Genomic DNA, 15,372 nt, shown 5'->3' on the forward strand with positions numbered 1-15,372 from the left:
ATTAGTCTGAATCGAGTCAGCAGTACCCAATCGGGGTGTAGCTTAGCCTGGTAGAGCGCTACGTTCGGGACGTAGAGGCCGGAGGTTCGAATCCTCTCACCCCGACCAGATTCTCCTTGTTAGCTCAAGGTTCAAAACCGCCGCAGCGTTGCTGGGCGGTTTTTTGTTTTGCGCGGCGCTTTTTTTCTTTGCTCTCGTGCTGCCCTTCGCCGCTTTCTTTCCTCCGGCTCGCCAGGCACAGCGCGTACGTTGCCACGTTGTCGTCCTAGCGGCGTCAGCCTTCGTCCACGCCGGAGCGCGCGGCCCCCTCTGCTATATTCTCTCCATCCTTTCCCTTATTTTTCACGACGCGTGGAACAACTTCCCTTATGGGCGCAGATCGGCGCCGTCCTTCTGCTGCTTGTCTGCTCCGCCTTCTTTTCCATTTCCGAGACAGCGATGATGGCGCTCAATCGTCATCGCCTCAAACATCTCGCCAGCAAGAACACGCTCGGCGCAAAGACGACTCAGGGCCTGCTCGCAAAAACCGATCAGCTGCTCGGCGTGATCCTCATCGGCAACAACCTGTTCAACACGATCATTCCGGTACTCACGACATCGCTCGCGCTGCATACGTTCGGCCGCAATAGCCTCGTGCTGTCGATCGCGACCGGTATCGTCGCGTTCCTCATTATCGTGTTCGCGGAGATCACACCGAAGATCGTCGGCGCGACGTTTCCCGAGAAAATCGCGCTGCCCGCGAGCCTGCTGATCGCGCCGTTGATGCGCGTCGCGAGACCACTGATCTGGTTTGTCAACCTGTTCGCGACCGGCATCCTGCGCGTGCTGCACATCAACACGAAGGGCGCGCGCGACCAGCGGCTGTCCACCGAAGAACTGCGCACCATCGTGCTCGAGTCGGGAAGCTTCATGCCCACCAAGCACCGCAGCATCCTGCTGAACCTGTTCGACCTCGAAAACATCTCCGTCGATGACGTGATGATCCCGCGTCGCCGTATCGAGGCCCTCGACTTCGATGCCCCGTTCGAACAGATCCTGCATCAACTGGAGACCTGCTATCACAACAAGCTGATCGTCTACCAGGGCGACATCGACCGCGTGCTCGGTGTGCTGCACGTGCGCAAGACGCTGTCAGCGCTGCACAACCAGGAGCTCGAGCGCGATACCTTGCGCGAACTGCTCGCCGAGCCGTACTTCGTGCCAAGCGGCACGCCGGTGTTCCAGCAGCTGCAATACTTTCAGGAGAGCCGGCAACGCATCGCGCTCGTCGTCAACGAATACGGCGAACTGCAAGGCCTCGTCACACCGGAAGACATCATCGAGGAACTGATCGGCGAATTCACCACGTCGATTCCGCGTAGCGCCAGCTCACGCGGCGGCTGGAACGAGGCGGGCGAATGCATCGTCGCGGGAAGCATGCCGTTGCGCGAGCTGAACCGCTGGTTGCAACTCGGGCTACCCACCGATGGCCCCAAAACGCTGAACGGCCTGATTCTCGAAATCCTCGAAGACATCCCCGACGGCGACGTCTGCGTGCACATCGGAGACACCAAGCTCGAAGTGATGCGCAGCGACGATCAGGCGATCCGCACCGTCAAGCTTTTCAAACCGCCGTCGCGCACGAAGGCCGGTAAAGCAAGGTCAGGCTGAACTTCGCGCCGCCGCACGCTGATGTACGGTCAGCATCGCACAGGCTCGCGAAACGCGCCATTAGCCGAATGGCCGAATGGCATTCGGACGCCCGCAACCGGAAGATGACGCCGTCATGTTCTAAAGGCGGCTCATCACCGGTCTCTCATGCAAACACCTTTTGCCACCGCCGCGGTATTGCCGCGCCCACTCGCTGTCGACGGCGAATCCAGCGCAACGAGTCTGAACGATCCCGACAACGCCCCGGCCGTGCGTCTGTTGACCGACACGTTGCACGAAGCGACGCGGCGCAATGCGTCGGATATCCACATCGAGCCGGCCGAGCATGGCTGGCGTGTGCGCCTGCGTATCGACGGCGTGCTGCATGAAATCCCGCGGCCGCCCGCCCATCTGCGCGACGCGTTCGTCACGCGTGTGAAAGTGCTCGCGCGCATGGACATCGCCGAGCGACGCGTGCCGCAGGACGGCCGGCTACGCCTGGCGACGTCGCCAGGGCGGCTCGAGGATTACCGCGTCAATTCGCTGCCGACACTGTTCGGCGAAAAGCTCGTGCTACGACGGCTCGACGCGTTGCCCGCCGATCTTTCGCTCGATTCGCTCGGCCTCGATCCGCGGCAGCGCGAAGCCGTCGACGCCGCGATCCGCGCGCCGCACGGTCTGATGCTCGTCACCGGACCGACGGGCAGCGGCAAGACACTATCGCTGTACTGCTTCCTGAACCTGCTGAATGGCGAGGCACGCAACCTCTGCTCGGTGGAAGACCCAGCCGAGATCCAGTTGGCCGGCATCAACCAGGTCAGCGTGCGCGAAAAAGCCGGACTGACTTTCGCGGTCGCGCTGCGGGCTTTTCTGCGTCAGGACCCGGACGTGATCATGGTCGGCGAAATCCGCGACAACGAAACCGCCGACGTTGCAGTGAAGGCCGCCCAAACCGGTCACCTCGTGCTGTCCACGCTGCATACGAACGACGCGCCCGCGGCCATCGCGCGGCTCATCGACATCGGTGTCGAGCCGTACAACCTTGCCGCCGCGCTGCGCATGGTGACCGCGCAGCGGCTGGTGCGGCGACTGTGCGTCGCATGCCGCGCGCCCGCGCCGCATTCGCCGGCGGCACTCCACGCCGCGGGCTTTGGCGAACATGAGCTCGACGGCTGGCAACCGTATGCGGCGACCGGCTGCGCGGTTTGTCATGGCATCGGCTATCGGGGGCGCGTCGGCATTCATCAGGTGATGCCCGTCTCCGACGCGATGCGTGAGCAGATCGTCGCGAGCGCGGGCGCGCACGAGCTGGCCCGCCTCGCGCAGATGGAACAGGTCGCGACGTTACGCGACGCGGCGCTTGCGCGCGTGCGCGACGGCACCACGAGTCTCGCCGAAGCGCTCGCCGCCACGGAGGTCGCATGAGTACCGCCGCGCTGTCACCAACCCGGTCCGTCTCAGCCGACCTACGCTTCAGATGGCGCGGCGTCGACGCGGACGGCACGCGCCAAAGCGGCACGCTGATCGCGCCCGACGCGAGCGCCGCACGCACGATGCTCAAACGCGACAACCTCTTTATCGTCGAACTCGCAACGCAAGGGCCGGCGCCACGCCCGAAGACGAGCGCGGCCGCTGTCACGCTGTTCACGCGACAACTGTCCAGTCTGCTGCGTGCCGGTTTGGCGCTCGCGCCCGCGCTCGAACTACTCGCGCAGGCGTCGACGTCGGGTCAGCGGCAAGGCATGCCGCGCATCGTCGGCACTGTCGCGCGCGACATCACCGCCGGCCTGCGGTTTTCGGCGGCCTTGCAGCGGCACCCGGCGCAGTTCAATGCGCTGTATTGCCAGCTCGTCGAGGTGGGCGAAGCGGCGGGCGCGCTCGTCACCGTGCTCGCCCGCCTCGCCGACGATCGCGAACGCGCCGCTGCGCAGCGCGCGAAGGTGCGCGCGGCTCTCACCTATCCAGCCGCGATCCTGCTGCTCGCGCTCGCGATAACTGTCGCATTGCTGGTGTGGGTCGTGCCGACGTTCAAGCAGATCTTCGATGGCTTCGGCGCGAAGCTGCCCGCGCCGACGCAGTTCGTGCTGGCGCTCTCGGCGGCCGCCGCGCGCTGGAGTGTGCCGCTGTTCATACTGATGCTCGCAATGAGCTCGGCCATCACGCTCGTGCTGCGTCGTTCGGTAAGCGCGCGCATCCGCTTCGCGCGCCTGTCGCTCGACCTGCCGGTGGCCGGCCCGCTGCTGCGCACGCTGTGCGCGGCGCGCTGGAGTCGCGCGCTTGGCACCTTGCTGTCCGCCGGCACGCCGCTCGCCGACGCATTCGATTCGCTCACTCAGGCGACCGGCAATGCCTTCTTCGATCGCGCGACGGCAAGCATCGCCATCAGATTGCGGCGCGGCGAACGGCTCGCCGCGGCTATGCTCGCGGCCCGCTGCTTTCCTCCCGAAGTCGTGCAGCCCGTTGCGGTCGCGGAGGAATCCGGCGCGCTCGACAGCATGCTGCTCGATGTCGCGTCGCTTGCGGATCGCCAGGTCGACGACAGGATCGGCACGCTATCGAGCCTGTGTGAACCGCTCGTGATCGTCGTGCTCGGCACCCTGGTCGGCGGCCTCGTCATCGCGATGTATCTTCCCATTATTCAACTCGGCAACGTGGTGTAGCATCGCAGCCGAATCCACTTCGTCACCATGCAGGCTCCTCTTCCGCTCGTGTCACAAACTTCCTCCAGCCTGCTCGCGGGCTTACTGCCGGGCCGCTTTGCCAGCGATATCGGCCTCGCGCTCGCGAGCCTACCCGCCGGCGTGCAGATCGCATTCGCGATCGTGCTTGGCCTCGTGATTGGCAGCTTCCTGAACGTGGTCGTGCATCGATTGCCGATCATGCTCGAGCGTGCATGGCGCGCCGAAATCAGCGAGACCACCGACGTGCCGCCGCCCGACCACGGACTGCCCGCGCGCTACAACCTGTGGGTGCCGCGCAGCGCGTGCCCGCATTGCGGCCATGTGCTGAGCGCGTGGGAAAACTTGCCGGTGCTGAGCTACCTGCTGTTACGCGGCCGTTGTTCCGCGTGCGGCACGCATATCAGCGCACGCTATCCGCTGCTCGAAATCGCGAGCGCCGCTTTCGCGGCAGGCGCACTGATAGCGTTCGGCCCGACGCTGATGGCACTCGCCGCGTTCGGCCTGTGCGCGACGTTGCTCGCGATGAGCGCGATCGACGTCGACACGCATTTGCTGCCCGACTCCTTGACGCTCCCGCTGTTGTGGGCCGGCCTGATCGTCAATTTCAACGGCATGTTCACGAATCTGCATGATGCGGTGCTCGGCGCTATCTTCGGATATCTGGCGTTGTGGGCCGTGCATTGGGCGTTCAAGCTCGTGCGTGGTATCGAAGGCATGGGCTATGGCGACTTCAAGCTGCTCGCCGCGCTCGGCGCGTGGCTCGGCTGGCCCGCGCTGCCGCAGATCGTGCTGGTCGCCGCGGTGGCCGGTGCCGTGATCGGCCTCGCGGCGACGTGGCGCGGCCGAATGCGCTTCGAGGAGCCGCTGCCGTTCGGGCCGTTTCTCGCGGCGGGCGGTGTGTTGACGCTGTTTGCCGGCACGCCGCTTTATCTGGCTCTGGGGGGCTGAACCATGTTCGTTGTGGGACTCACTGGCGGCATCGGCAGCGGCAAATCGACGGTGGCCAATCTGTTCGCCGCGCGCGGCGTGCCGCTCGTCGACACGGACGTGATCGCGCATCGCATCACCGCGCCGCATGGCCTCGCAATGCCGCACATCGCCGCCGCATTCGGCGCGCAATTCGTCGCCGCCGACGGCTCCCTCGATCGCGCGCGCATGCGCGCGCTCGTGTTCAGCGACGAGACCGCGCGCAAACGTCTCGAAGGCATCACGCATCCGCTGATTCGCGCGGAAACCGAGCGCGAAGAGCGCGAAACGAAAGGACCGTATGTGATCGTCGTGGTGCCGTTGCTGGTCGAGTCCGGGACCTGGAAGAACCGCGTGAATCGCGTGCTCACCGTCGATTGCAGCGTCGACACGCAGATCGCGCGTGTGGTGAGCCGCAACGGCTTCAGCCGTGAGCAGGTGCTCGCAATCATTGCGCGCCAGGCCACGCGCGAAGCGCGGCTCGCCGCCGCCGACGACGTGATCGTCAATGACAATGCGCCGCTCGAAGAACTCGAGGCGCAGGTGGACGCTCACCATCAAGCCTATCTGTCGCTGGCGAAGGGCGATGCCGAGTTGTAGCGCGCGCAGACGCGTCGTCACCGGCACATTGAACTTTGCGCGCACGCGGGAGCCGAAGCGCTCGTAACACCGGGAACTCACAAAAAAGTTGCGAAAGCGCGCAGAAAAAGTGCGTGATTGCCTGGGTAGTCCCACGGCATTAGAATGTTTTGCATTCCTGTCACCGACCACGCCCGAGGCGAGCCCGCTTGATCCTTTACGAGTACCCCTTCAATGAGCGAATCCGGACGCTGTTGCGGCTCGAAGATCTGTTCGAGCGCTTCACGTTCTTTCTGACTCAGGAAGACGCGCGGGAACATCACGTCGCACTGACAACGCTGTTCGAAATCTCCGAAGTGGCGGGCCGCGCGGATCTGAAATCGGATCTGATGAAAGAGCTCGAGCGGCAGCGGCAAACGCTCGCGCCATTTCGCGGCAATCCGGGCATCGAGCAGAACGCGCTCGAAGCGGTGCTCGGCGAAATCGAGCAGACGCTTGCGGGGCTCACGCAGATGCAAGGCAAGACCGGCCAGCATCTTGCAGACAACGAGTGGCTCGCGAGCATTCGCAGCCGCGCAATCATCCCCGGTGGTACCTGCAAATTCGACCTGCCCTCGTATTACGCGTGGCAACAGTTGCATCCCGATCAGCGTCGCCAGGACATCGCCAAGTGGGTGACACCGCTTTTGCCGCTGCGCGACGCGGCCACCATCGTGCTGCGGCTCGCGCGTGAGTCGGGCCAGGCATCGAAGGTGATGGCGATGCAAGGCAGCTATCAGCAAATGCTGTCGGGCCGCTCGTATCAATTGATGCAGGTTCGCGTCGCTCCCGAATTGCGCGTGATTCCCGAAGCGAGCGCCAACAAGTACATGCTGTGGGTGCGCTTTACGGTGCAGGACGGCGATCTGCGGCCGCGCGCGGTCGACGTCGACGTGCCGTTCCAACTCACGCTCTGCAGCCTGTAATCGCCTGTCAATCACCGCCGCATTGAGCAGCGCACACCGGATTTGACCGAACGCGCCTTTGAACCGGCGCGAAATAGCCCTATATTCGTTACTTGTTCCGTTTGCGATTGACCGTCCGACCGTATGCCTACCGTCGTCAAATGTCCTACCTGCGGTAAAGATGTCCGCTGGACCTCCGAGAGCCGCTTCCGTCCGTTCTGCTCCGAGCGCTGCAAACAGACCGATCTGGGCGCATGGGCCGCCGAAAAATACAGGATTGGCGGCAACGAACAGGAAGGATCTTCGTCCGAAGAGGAAACGCCGCGCGGCGACTACAACCCGCACTGAGCGAGTCAGTAAAAAAGCCACGCGAACCGGCGCTGCCGATACAGCGCCCGCTACCGCGTGGCTTTTTCAGCCACTGCCTTCAATCGATCACTTCTTCTCAGCCGCGAGCCACTCCAGCACCGGGATCGTGGCCGGCAGCAACGGCGAGACATCCGCAGGCAAGCTCTGCCAGACGAAGGCCTGGCCTTCACGGCCGTGCGGCTCGCCCGACCACTGCGTCACCTTGCAGAAGAAGAGGCGCACATAGGCGTGCGGATAATCGTGTTCGAGCGTATGCCACAGATGGCTCGCCTCGACCTCGATTCCCAGCTCCTCGTGCAGCTCGCGCGCGAGCGCGGCCTCGACCGATTCGCCCGCTTCGAGCTTGCCGCCCGGAAACTCCCAGTAGCCCTCGTACGGCTTGCCCGTCGGACGCTGCGCGAGCAGATAGCGCCCATCCGGCTGCACCAGCACGCCGACCGCGACTTCGGTGACCGGACGGCCAGCGCCGTTGGCGCCGACGCTATTGCCGGCGCTTTTGTTAGCGTCGCTCATGCCGGCGTCTTACGGCCGGACCAGTCGCGCGCGAACTGCCATGCGACCCGTCCCGAGCGCGAGCCACGTTCGAGCGCCCACACGAGCGCATCGCCGCGCGCCGATTCGATCTCGGCGTCGTCGCAACCGAAATGGCGCAGCCAGTGCGCGATGATCGTCAGGTAGTCGTCCTGCTTGAACGGATAGAAGCTGACCCACAGCCCGAAACGCTCGGACAGCGAAATCTTCTCTTCAACCAGTTCACCCGGATGAATCTCGCCGTCCGAAGTGTGCTTGTACGTCTCGTTGTCGCTCATGTACTCGGGCAGCAGATGGCGGCGGTTCGACGTCGCATAGATCAGTACGTTGTCGGACTGCGCGGCCACCGAGCCGTCGAGCGCGACCTTCAGCGCCTTGTAGCCCGATTCGCCTTCTTCGAACGACAGGTCGTCGCAGAACACGACGAAGCGCTCCGGCCGCTTCGCGATCAGATCGACGATGTCGCCGAGGTCGTGCAGATCGTCCTTGTCCACTTCGATCAGGCGCAGGCCGTCTTTCGCATACGCGTTCAGGCACGCCTTGATCAGCGACGACTTGCCGGTACCGCGCGCGCCCGTCAGCAGCACGTTGTTGGCCGGCTGACCGCGCACGAACTGGCGCGTGTTCTGTTCGATCAACCCCTTCTGGCGATCGATGTTCTGCAGGTCGTCGAGCGTGATCGGCGAAATGGCATGCACCGGCTGCAAGTAGCCGCGACCCTGGCGCTTGCGCCAGCGGAAAGCGACCGCGGCCGACCAGTCGATGTCCGGCGCGGCGGGCGGAAGCATCGCTTCCAGGCGGCCGAGCACGGCTTCGGCCCGGTTCAGAAACTGTTCGAGTTTGTCCATGGTGAGTAGGCGGCCCGTGGCCGCGCTTTGAAGCTGATTACGAGCGGTAGTCGGCGTTGATGCTCACGTAGTCGTGCGACAGATCGCAGGTCCAGATCGTGGCTTGCGCATTACCGCGGCCGAGCACGACGCGAATGCCGATCTCGCTTTTTTTCATCACGCGCTGGCCGTCTTCTTCGCGGTAGGCCGGGTTGCGGCCGCCGGCAGTCGCGACCAGCACGTCGTCCAGATACAGATCGATCTTGCCGACGTCGAGATCGTCAACGCCGGCATAGCCGATGGCCGCGAGAATACGGCCGAGGTTCGGGTCCGATGCATAGAAGGCCGTCTTGACGAGCGGCGAGTGGCCGATCGCGTAGGCGATCTGGCGGCATTCGCCGACGCTCGAGCCGCCTTCGACATGCACGGTCATGAATTTGGTCGCGCCCTCGCCGTCGCGCACGATCAGTTGCGCGAGGTTCTGCGCGACCTCGGTCACCGCGTCGCGCAGCGCTGCATAAACGGGCGAATCGGTCGACGTGATCGCGGGCAGGCTCGATTTGCCCGACGCGATCAGGATGAACGAATCGTTGGTCGACGTATCGCCATCGATCGTGATGCAGTTGAACGAGCGATCCGCGACGTGCTTCACGAGCTCGTCGAGGACCGGCTGCGCGACGGCTGCGTCGAACGCGAGGAAGCCGAGCATGGTCGCCATGTTCGGCTTGATCATGCCGGCGCCCTTGCTGATGCCGGTCAGCGTGACCGTGTGACCGTCGATCGTGACCTGGCGCGAGCTCGCCTTCGGCAGCGTGTCGGTCGTCATGATCGACTGCGCCGCGTCGTACCAGTTCGCTTCCTTGCGGTTCGCGAGCGCGGCCGGCAAGCCCGCCTTCAGACGATCGACCGGCAGCGGTTCGAGAATCACGCCCGTCGAGAACGGCAGCACCTGGTCGGGCACGATGTCGGCGAGACGCGCGAGTTCCGCGCAGGTTTCGCGCGTCGCGGCGAGGCCCGGCTCACCGGTGCCCGCGTTCGCGTTGCCGGTGTTGATCACCAGCGCGCGAATCGGCTTGCCGCCCGCGCGCACGCGCTGCAGGTTCTCGCGGCAGACCGTGACGGGCGCCGCGCAGAAGCGGTTCTGCGTGAACACGCCGCCTACCGTCGCGCCTTCGTCGACGGAAATGACGAGCACGTCCTTGCGGTTCGGTTTGCGGATATTCGCTTCCGCCCAGCCTAGCGTGACGCCGGCGACGGGGTGAAGTTGAGCGGGATCGATCGAGGGAAAGTTGACAGCCATGGTCGCGACCTGTCGAAGAAAATGCCGGCGGACGCCGGCATCGGGGAAACGGAACTGATGACCCGGGTGTGTTGCCGGGTCACCCGCGAAATCAAAACGGCCAAACGGCGCTTAAAAACGACACGGCGCGCCCGGAAGCGCGCCGCATCGCCATCAGGCGATCCTGCCGTGGCACTGCTTGTACTTCTTGCCGCTGCCGCACGGGCACGGGTCGTTGCGGCCGACCTTCGGCACGTTGTCGGCATTCATGTGCACGGCCGCCTGCGGCGCTGCGCCGTGGCCGTGGCTCATCGCGTCGCCGATCATCGCGGCGGTGGCCGCTTCGGCCGCGACCGGTGCGGCGGCGCCGGCTTCCGCGAACTCGGCATGACGGAACTCGACGTTCTCCAGATGACCGCCCTGCTCTTCCATCTGCTCCGCGGCCGCTTCGAGCTGCTCCGGCGACTGGATCTGCACGTTCATCACGATGCGCGTGACTTCGAGCTTCACGGCGTCGAGCATCGCGGCGAACAGTTCGAACGCCTCGCGCTTGTATTCCTGCTTCGGGTTCTTCTGCGCATAGCCGCGCAGATGGATGCCCTGACGCAGATGATCGAGCGCGGCCAGATGCTCGCGCCACGCGCGGTCGAGCGTCTGCAGCATGATCGAGCGCTCGAACGCGCTGAACGATTCGCGGCCGACCAGCTGGACCTTCGCCTCGTACCCTTCGTCCGCGGCGGCCTCGACCGCTTCGAGAATCTCTTCCGCGCTGATCGAGTTCGACTCGTTGATCATTTCCTGAATCGCGAGGTCGAGCTGCCATTCGTTGCGCAGCACTTCCTCGAGCTCGGGCACGTCCCACTGCTCTTCGATGCTGCCCACCGGCACGAACTGATGCACGATGTCGCCGACCACGCCGTGACGCATCGCGCTGATGGTCTCGGTGATGTCGTTCGCTTCGAGCAGTTCGTTGCGCTGCTGGTAGATCACCTTGCGCTGGTCGTTCGATACGTCGTCGTATTCGAGCAATTGCTTACGAATATCGAAGTTGCGCGCCTCGACCTTGCGTTGCGCCGATTCAATCGAGCGCGACACGATGCCTGCTTCGATCGCCTCGCCTTCCGGCATCTTCAGGCGGTCCATGATCGCGCGCACGCGGTCGCCCGCGAAAATGCGCAGCAGCGGATCTTCCAGCGACAGATAGAAGCGCGACGAACCCGGGTCGCCCTGACGGCCCGCACGGCCGCGCAGCTGGTTGTCGATCCGGCGCGACTCGTGACGCTCGGTGCCGATGATGTGCAGACCACCCGCGGCCTTCACCTGATCGTGCAGCGTCTGCCATTCGTCGTGCAGCTTCTGGATGCGGCGCTGCTTTTCGTCGGCGGCCAGCGTTTCGTCCTGCTCGATGAACGACGCCTGCTTCTCCGCGTTGCCGCCGAGCACGATGTCCGTACCACGGCCGGCCATGTTGGTCGCGATCGTGACGCGCTGCGGACGGCCCGCTTCGGCGACGATCTCCGCTTCGCGCGCGTGCTGCTTCGCGTTCAGCACTTCGTGCGGCAAGCTGACCTGCTTCAGCAGATGCGACAGCAGCTCCGAGTTCTCGATCGACGTCGTGCCAACCAGCACCGGCTGACCTCGTTCGAAGCACTCGCGAATGTCGCGGATCACCGCGTCGTAGCGTTCCTTCGCGGTCTTGTAGATCTGATCCTGCTTGTCGATCCGCTTCGGCGGACGGTTGGTCGGGATCACGACCGTTTCGAGACCGTAGATCTCGTTGAATTCGTACGCTTCGGTGTCGGCCGTGCCGGTCATGCCGGCCAGCTTCGCGTACATGCGGAAGTAGTTCTGGAACGTGATCGATGCGAGCGTCTGGTTCTCGCTCTGGATCTTCACGTGTTCCTTCGCCTCGACCGCCTGGTGCAGACCGTCAGACCAACGGCGGCCGGCCATCAGACGGCCGGTAAATTCGTCGACGATGATCACTTCGCCGTTCTGCACGACGTAGTGCTGATCCTTGAAGAACAGCGTGTGCGCGCGCAACGCCGCGTACACGTGGTGCATCAGCGTGATGTTCTGCGGCGCGTACAGGCTTTCGCCGTCGCCGATCAGGCCCCACTCGGAGAGCAGGCGCTCGGCCTTTTCGTGGCCCGACTCTGTCAGGAAGACCTGACGGCCTTTTTCGTCCAGCGTGTAGTCGCCCGGCTTCTCGACGCCGGTGCCGTCCGCCTTCTCTTCGCCGATCTGGCGCTCGAGCAGCGGCGGCAACGCGTTCATGCGCACGTAGAGTTCGGTGTGATCTTCGGCCTGGCCGGAGATGATCAGCGGCGTACGCGCTTCGTCGATCAGGATCGAGTCCACCTCGTCGACGACCGCGAAGTTCAGGCTACGCTGCACGCGCGCGTCGGTCTCGTAGACCATGTTGTCGCGCAGGTAGTCGAAGCCGAATTCGTTGTTGGTGCCGTAGGTGATGTCGGCGGCGTAGGCTTGCTGCTTCGCCGTGTGCTCCATCTGCGACAGGTTGATACCGACCGACAGACCGAGGAAGTTGTAGAGACGCGCCATCCATTCGGCGTCGCGCTGCGCGAGGTAGTCGTTGACCGTGACCACGTGGACGCCGCGGCCCGACAGCGCGTTCAGGTAGACCGGCAGCGTCGCGACGAGCGTCTTGCCCTCGCCGGTGCGCATTTCGCTGATCTTGCCGTAGTGCAGCGCCATACCGCCGATCAGCTGCACGTCGAAGTGGCGCATCTTCAGCACCCGCTTGCTGGCCTCGCGGCAGACCGCGAACGCTTCCGGCAGGATCTTGTCGAGCGATTCGCCGCTCGCGACGCGCTGGCGGAATTCACCCGTTTTGGCGCGCAGTTGGTCATCCGTCAATTGCTCGATCTGCGGCTCGAGCGCATTGATCGCCGCGACGGTCTTTTGATATTGCTTGACTAGCCGCTGATTACGGCTGCCAAAAATCTTCTGTAGAAAACCGGTGGTCATCGGATCGGTGTCTGCGTCGCGGCTTCGGCTGGCTCGCGGTATGCACTATGCGCATACCGCGCCTGGGTCGGAAAGTCCTCGGCGGCTTAGTCCAAGAGTGAATTCGAATCGGGCATTTTAGCACGCGCCTCCGGCCGCGCTCGTGTCGCAGGCGTGACGGCGCCGGCCTCCGCCGGCCCCGCCCGGCAACCTCCGGCGCGGCGCGGACCGACTCCGCAAGCTGCCCGCGCGGTACAATCGCGGCGTGAGCGCGCATGGGGCGAGCTCACGTCGTCAATCCCAAACATGAGCCGTTTTTCGTCCTTTTCAAGGCCGCCGAAGCAGTTCGATCGGCGCCGTCCGCAACCGCTTGCCGAGGTACTCGGCCGCACGGACGCGTTCGCTGCGCTGCGCGCAGGCGTCGAGCAGATCGCCGCGCTCGAGAAGGATCTGCGCGAGCTGCTGCCCGATTATCTGGCGACGAGCGTCGAGCCTGGCTTCATCAAGGAGGGCGTGCTGGCCCTGTTCGCCGCGCACAACGCGCTCGCGGCGCGTCTGCGGCATCTGGAGCCGCGGCTGCTGGCGGATTTGCAGCAGCGCGGCTGGCCCGTGCAGGCGCTGAAGATTCGCGTGCGGCCGCAGCCGCTGAAAGAACCGCCGCCCGTAAAACAGGCGCGCATGACGCCGGCGGGCGCCGCCGCGCTGCAGGCGTTGAGCGAATCGCTCGAGCCTTCGCCGTTGCAGGAGGCGCTCGCGCGCATGGCCGCGCGGCATCGGCGCAATCGCTGAACGCTCGACGAAAAAAAACGGCCCCGAGGGGCCGTTTTTCATTTGCTTGCCTGTTACGCTGGCTTTATGCGAACGCAGTCTGCGTCTCGTATGCGAAGCCGCGCGGGGCCTTCTGCGTGTCGTCGAAAGTGACGATTTCGTACGAGTCTTCGTGCGCGAGCAGCTCACGCAGCAACGCGTTGTTCAGACCGTGGCCCGACTTGTACGCGGTGTACGACGCGAGCAGCGGGTGGCCGACCACGTACAGGTCGCCGATGGCGTCGAGCATTTTGTGCTTGACGAACTCGTCGTCGTAACGCAAGCCGTCGTTGTTCAGGATGCGATACTCGTCGAGCACGATCGCGTTGTCCATGCTGCCGCCGCGCGCGAGGCCGAGCTCACGCATCATTTCCACTTCATGCGCGAAGCCGAACGTGCGGGCACGCGCGATTTCGCGCACGTACGACGTGTTGGCGAAATCCACTTCCAACGCCTGACCGGTTTTGTCCACGGCCGGGTGACGGAAGTCGATCGTGAATTTGAGCTTGAAACCGAAGTACGGATCGAGGCGCGCGAACTTGTCGCCGTCACGGATTTCGACCGGCTTCGTGACCTTGATGAATTTCTTCGGCGCGTTTTGCTCTTCGATACCCGCCGACTGGATCAGGAACACGAACGAACCCGCGCTGCCGTCCATGATCGGGATTTCCTCGGCGGTAACGTCGACGTAAAGATTGTCGATGCCAAGACCGGCGCAGGCGGACATCAGATGCTCGATGGTCGACACGCGCGCGCCGTCTTTCTGCAACACGGAAGCCAGACGCGTATCGCCAATCGCCAGCGCGGACGCAGGAATGTCCACCGGCGTGGGCAAATCCACGCGCGAAAACACGATGCCAGCGCCCGGCGCCGCCGGGCGGAGCGTCAGATTGACTTTACGGCCGGAGTGCAGCCCGATGCCGACAGTCTTGACGATCGATTTAATTGTGCGCTGCTTCAACATGGTGGCATTCTGTTCGATTGAAAATCCTAATCAGGATTTTTTATTCCATAGCGCGAATTATACTCCAATCCCCAGACCAGCGTCTTTGCGGGGAACGTGACAATCTGTTTCGCTGCATTACCCACTGGGCTCCCCGACGGAAAGCGTGACGGGCCGATGCCCCGGAACGGAGGCGTTTCCGGTCATCGGCCCGCGTAACGGCCTGTCACAAAAGCGTCGTAATCACCGTTGCCGTAACGCCACGCGGCATAAGCGCAGGGTCGCGACGAAGGTGCGACGTCAGCAACTAGCTCAACGTGGCGAGAATACTCGCTGCATCGCTGACTTCGAATTTGCCGGAAGCCTCGACGTTCAGCGTCTTGACCACGCCGTCGTCGATCACCATCGCGTAGCGCAGGGAACGGATCCCCATGCCGCGCGCCGACAGATCCTGCTCCAGACCAAGCGCCCGTGTGAAAGCCGCACTACCGTCCGCCATCATGCGCACCTTGCCCGAGGTGTGCTGATCGCGTCCCCACGCGCCCATGACGAACGCGTCGTTGACGGACACGCACCAGATTTCGTCGATGCCGGCAGCGCGCAACTGCTCGGCATGCTCGACATAGCCCGGTACATGTTTGGCCGAACAGGTCGGCGTGAACGCGCCGGGCAATCCGAAGATCACCACGCGCTTGCCCGCCGTCTGCTCGTGCACGTCGAAACTGTTCGGTCCGATCGTGCAGCCCGCCCGCTCGTCTTCGACGTACTCGAAGAGCGTCGCGTCGGGCAGCTTTTCACCTTCCTTGATCATGCTCAGTCCTTTGCATCGATGCGAAGCACGCTCGCA

15 protein-coding genes and 1 tRNA gene are annotated in these 15,372 nt (G+C 64.1%); 9 read left to right on the plus strand and 7 right to left on the minus strand.

The features are described 5' to 3' along the window. The first annotated feature begins 31 nt into the window (after positions 1-31). Positions 32-108, plus strand: a tRNA-Pro gene (locus OKW40_RS14245). Between the two features lie 16 nt (positions 109-124). Here the strand turns inward: OKW40_RS14245 and OKW40_RS14250 are convergent. After that, the gene (locus OKW40_RS14250; protein WP_429490255.1) at positions 125-256 is read right to left on the minus strand and encodes a hypothetical protein; all 132 of its coding nucleotides are present in this window, start codon (positions 254-256) and stop codon (positions 125-127) included. 95 nt (positions 257-351) lie between these two features. On the opposite strand from OKW40_RS14250, the gene OKW40_RS14255 reads away from it, so the two are divergent. The 7 genes from OKW40_RS14255 (at position 352) to OKW40_RS14285 (ending at position 7,147) form a co-directional block, all read left to right on the plus strand. After that, a complete protein-coding gene (locus tag OKW40_RS14255) occupies positions 352-1,650 on the plus strand; it encodes an HlyC/CorC family transporter (protein WP_090801938.1) in 1,299 nt (432 codons plus the stop codon). Between the two features lie 147 nt (positions 1,651-1,797). Further along, complete coding sequence (locus OKW40_RS14260; protein WP_429490256.1) at positions 1,798-3,054, plus strand: GspE/PulE family protein; 1,257 nt, start codon at positions 1,798-1,800, stop codon at positions 3,052-3,054. Next, complete coding sequence (locus tag OKW40_RS14265) at positions 3,051-4,289, plus strand: type II secretion system F family protein (protein WP_429490258.1); 1,239 nt, start codon at positions 3,051-3,053, stop codon at positions 4,287-4,289. The genes OKW40_RS14260 and OKW40_RS14265 overlap by 4 nt, the downstream gene beginning before the upstream one ends. Positions 4,290-4,316: 27 nt before the next feature. Then, a complete protein-coding gene (locus OKW40_RS14270; protein WP_184058556.1) occupies positions 4,317-5,258 on the plus strand; it encodes a prepilin peptidase in 942 nt (313 codons plus the stop codon). 3 nt (positions 5,259-5,261) lie between these two features. After that, positions 5,262-5,876 (plus strand): dephospho-CoA kinase, encoded by a 615-nt coding sequence (coaE, locus tag OKW40_RS14275; protein WP_429490260.1) that lies wholly within the window; start codon positions 5,262-5,264, stop codon positions 5,874-5,876. Positions 5,877-6,064: 188 nt separating this feature from the next. Further along, positions 6,065-6,820 carry a cell division protein ZapD gene (gene zapD, locus OKW40_RS14280; protein WP_008921182.1) on the plus strand — a complete coding sequence of 252 codons (756 nt, stop codon included), beginning with the start codon at positions 6,065-6,067 and terminating at the stop codon, positions 6,818-6,820. A gap of 123 nt (positions 6,821-6,943) precedes the next feature. Next, positions 6,944-7,147 carry a DNA gyrase inhibitor YacG gene (locus OKW40_RS14285; RefSeq protein WP_084754177.1) on the plus strand — a complete coding sequence of 68 codons (204 nt, stop codon included), beginning with the start codon at positions 6,944-6,946 and terminating at the stop codon, positions 7,145-7,147. An 87-nt stretch (positions 7,148-7,234) separates the two neighbouring features. Here the strand turns inward: OKW40_RS14285 and OKW40_RS14290 are convergent, their stop codons facing one another. The 4 genes from OKW40_RS14290 to secA all read right to left on the minus strand — a co-directional run bounded on the left by OKW40_RS14290 (position 7,235) and on the right by secA (position 12,796). Next, the gene (locus OKW40_RS14290; protein ID WP_429490262.1) at positions 7,235-7,681 is read right to left on the minus strand and encodes an NUDIX domain-containing protein; all 447 of its coding nucleotides are present in this window, start codon (positions 7,679-7,681) and stop codon (positions 7,235-7,237) included. Beyond that, positions 7,678-8,547, minus strand: coding sequence for an ATP-binding protein (locus tag OKW40_RS14295; RefSeq protein WP_090801949.1), 870 nt, complete (start codon positions 8,545-8,547; stop codon positions 7,678-7,680). The genes OKW40_RS14290 and OKW40_RS14295 overlap by 4 nt, the downstream gene beginning before the upstream one ends. 37 nt (positions 8,548-8,584) lie before the next feature. Next, positions 8,585-9,826: a bifunctional glutamate N-acetyltransferase/amino-acid acetyltransferase ArgJ gene (argJ, locus tag OKW40_RS14300; RefSeq protein ID WP_429490264.1), complete on the minus strand. Its 1,242-nt coding sequence runs from the start codon at positions 9,824-9,826 to the stop codon at positions 8,585-8,587. 153 nt (positions 9,827-9,979) lie between these two features. After that, complete coding sequence (gene secA / locus OKW40_RS14305; RefSeq protein WP_184058566.1) at positions 9,980-12,796, minus strand: preprotein translocase subunit SecA; 2,817 nt, start codon at positions 12,794-12,796, stop codon at positions 9,980-9,982. Between the two features lie 285 nt (positions 12,797-13,081). On the opposite strand from secA, the gene OKW40_RS14310 reads away from it, so the two are divergent. Beyond that, positions 13,082-13,564, plus strand: coding sequence for a DciA family protein (locus tag OKW40_RS14310; RefSeq protein WP_090801953.1), 483 nt, complete (start codon positions 13,082-13,084; stop codon positions 13,562-13,564). Between the two features lie 64 nt (positions 13,565-13,628). Here OKW40_RS14310 and lpxC read toward each other — a convergent pair whose 3' ends face one another. After that, positions 13,629-14,546, minus strand: coding sequence for a UDP-3-O-acyl-N-acetylglucosamine deacetylase (lpxC, locus tag OKW40_RS14315; protein WP_429490267.1), 918 nt, complete (start codon positions 14,544-14,546; stop codon positions 13,629-13,631). A gap of 286 nt (positions 14,547-14,832) precedes the next feature. After that, positions 14,833-15,336: a peroxiredoxin gene (locus OKW40_RS14320; protein ID WP_429408248.1), complete on the minus strand. Its 504-nt coding sequence runs from the start codon at positions 15,334-15,336 to the stop codon at positions 14,833-14,835. Positions 15,337-15,372: the final 36 nt, after the last annotated feature.

This window comes from Paraburkholderia sp. RAU6.4a, from assembly GCF_050435625.1.
In the GTDB taxonomy this organism is placed as follows: domain Bacteria; phylum Pseudomonadota; class Gammaproteobacteria; order Burkholderiales; family Burkholderiaceae; genus Paraburkholderia; species Paraburkholderia tuberum.

Coding starts and splice junctions, on each gene's coding strand:
- OKW40_RS14260 (WP_429490256.1), top strand. CDS start 1,798: ATGCAAACACCTTTTGCCACCGCCGCGGTATTGCCGCGCCCACTCGCT.
- OKW40_RS14265 (WP_429490258.1), top strand. CDS start 3,051: ATGAGTACCGCCGCGCTGTCACCAACCCGGTCCGTCTCAGCCGACCTA.
- OKW40_RS14270 (WP_184058556.1), top strand. CDS start 4,317: ATGCAGGCTCCTCTTCCGCTCGTGTCACAAACTTCCTCCAGCCTGCTC.
- coaE (WP_429490260.1), top strand. CDS start 5,262: ATGTTCGTTGTGGGACTCACTGGCGGCATCGGCAGCGGCAAATCGACG.
- OKW40_RS14285 (WP_084754177.1), top strand. CDS start 6,944: ATGCCTACCGTCGTCAAATGTCCTACCTGCGGTAAAGATGTCCGCTGG.
- OKW40_RS14290 (WP_429490262.1), bottom strand. CDS start 7,681: ATGAGCGACGCTAACAAAAGCGCCGGCAATAGCGTCGGCGCCAACGGC.
- OKW40_RS14295 (WP_090801949.1), bottom strand. CDS start 8,547: ATGGACAAACTCGAACAGTTTCTGAACCGGGCCGAAGCCGTGCTCGGC.
- argJ (WP_429490264.1), bottom strand. CDS start 9,826: ATGGCTGTCAACTTTCCCTCGATCGATCCCGCTCAACTTCACCCCGTC.
- secA (WP_184058566.1), bottom strand. CDS start 12,796: ATGACCACCGGTTTTCTACAGAAGATTTTTGGCAGCCGTAATCAGCGG.
- OKW40_RS14310 (WP_090801953.1), top strand. CDS start 13,082: ATGAGCCGTTTTTCGTCCTTTTCAAGGCCGCCGAAGCAGTTCGATCGG.
- lpxC (WP_429490267.1), bottom strand. CDS start 14,546: ATGTTGAAGCAGCGCACAATTAAATCGATCGTCAAGACTGTCGGCATC.
- OKW40_RS14320 (WP_429408248.1), bottom strand. CDS start 15,336: ATGATCAAGGAAGGTGAAAAGCTGCCCGACGCGACGCTCTTCGAGTAC.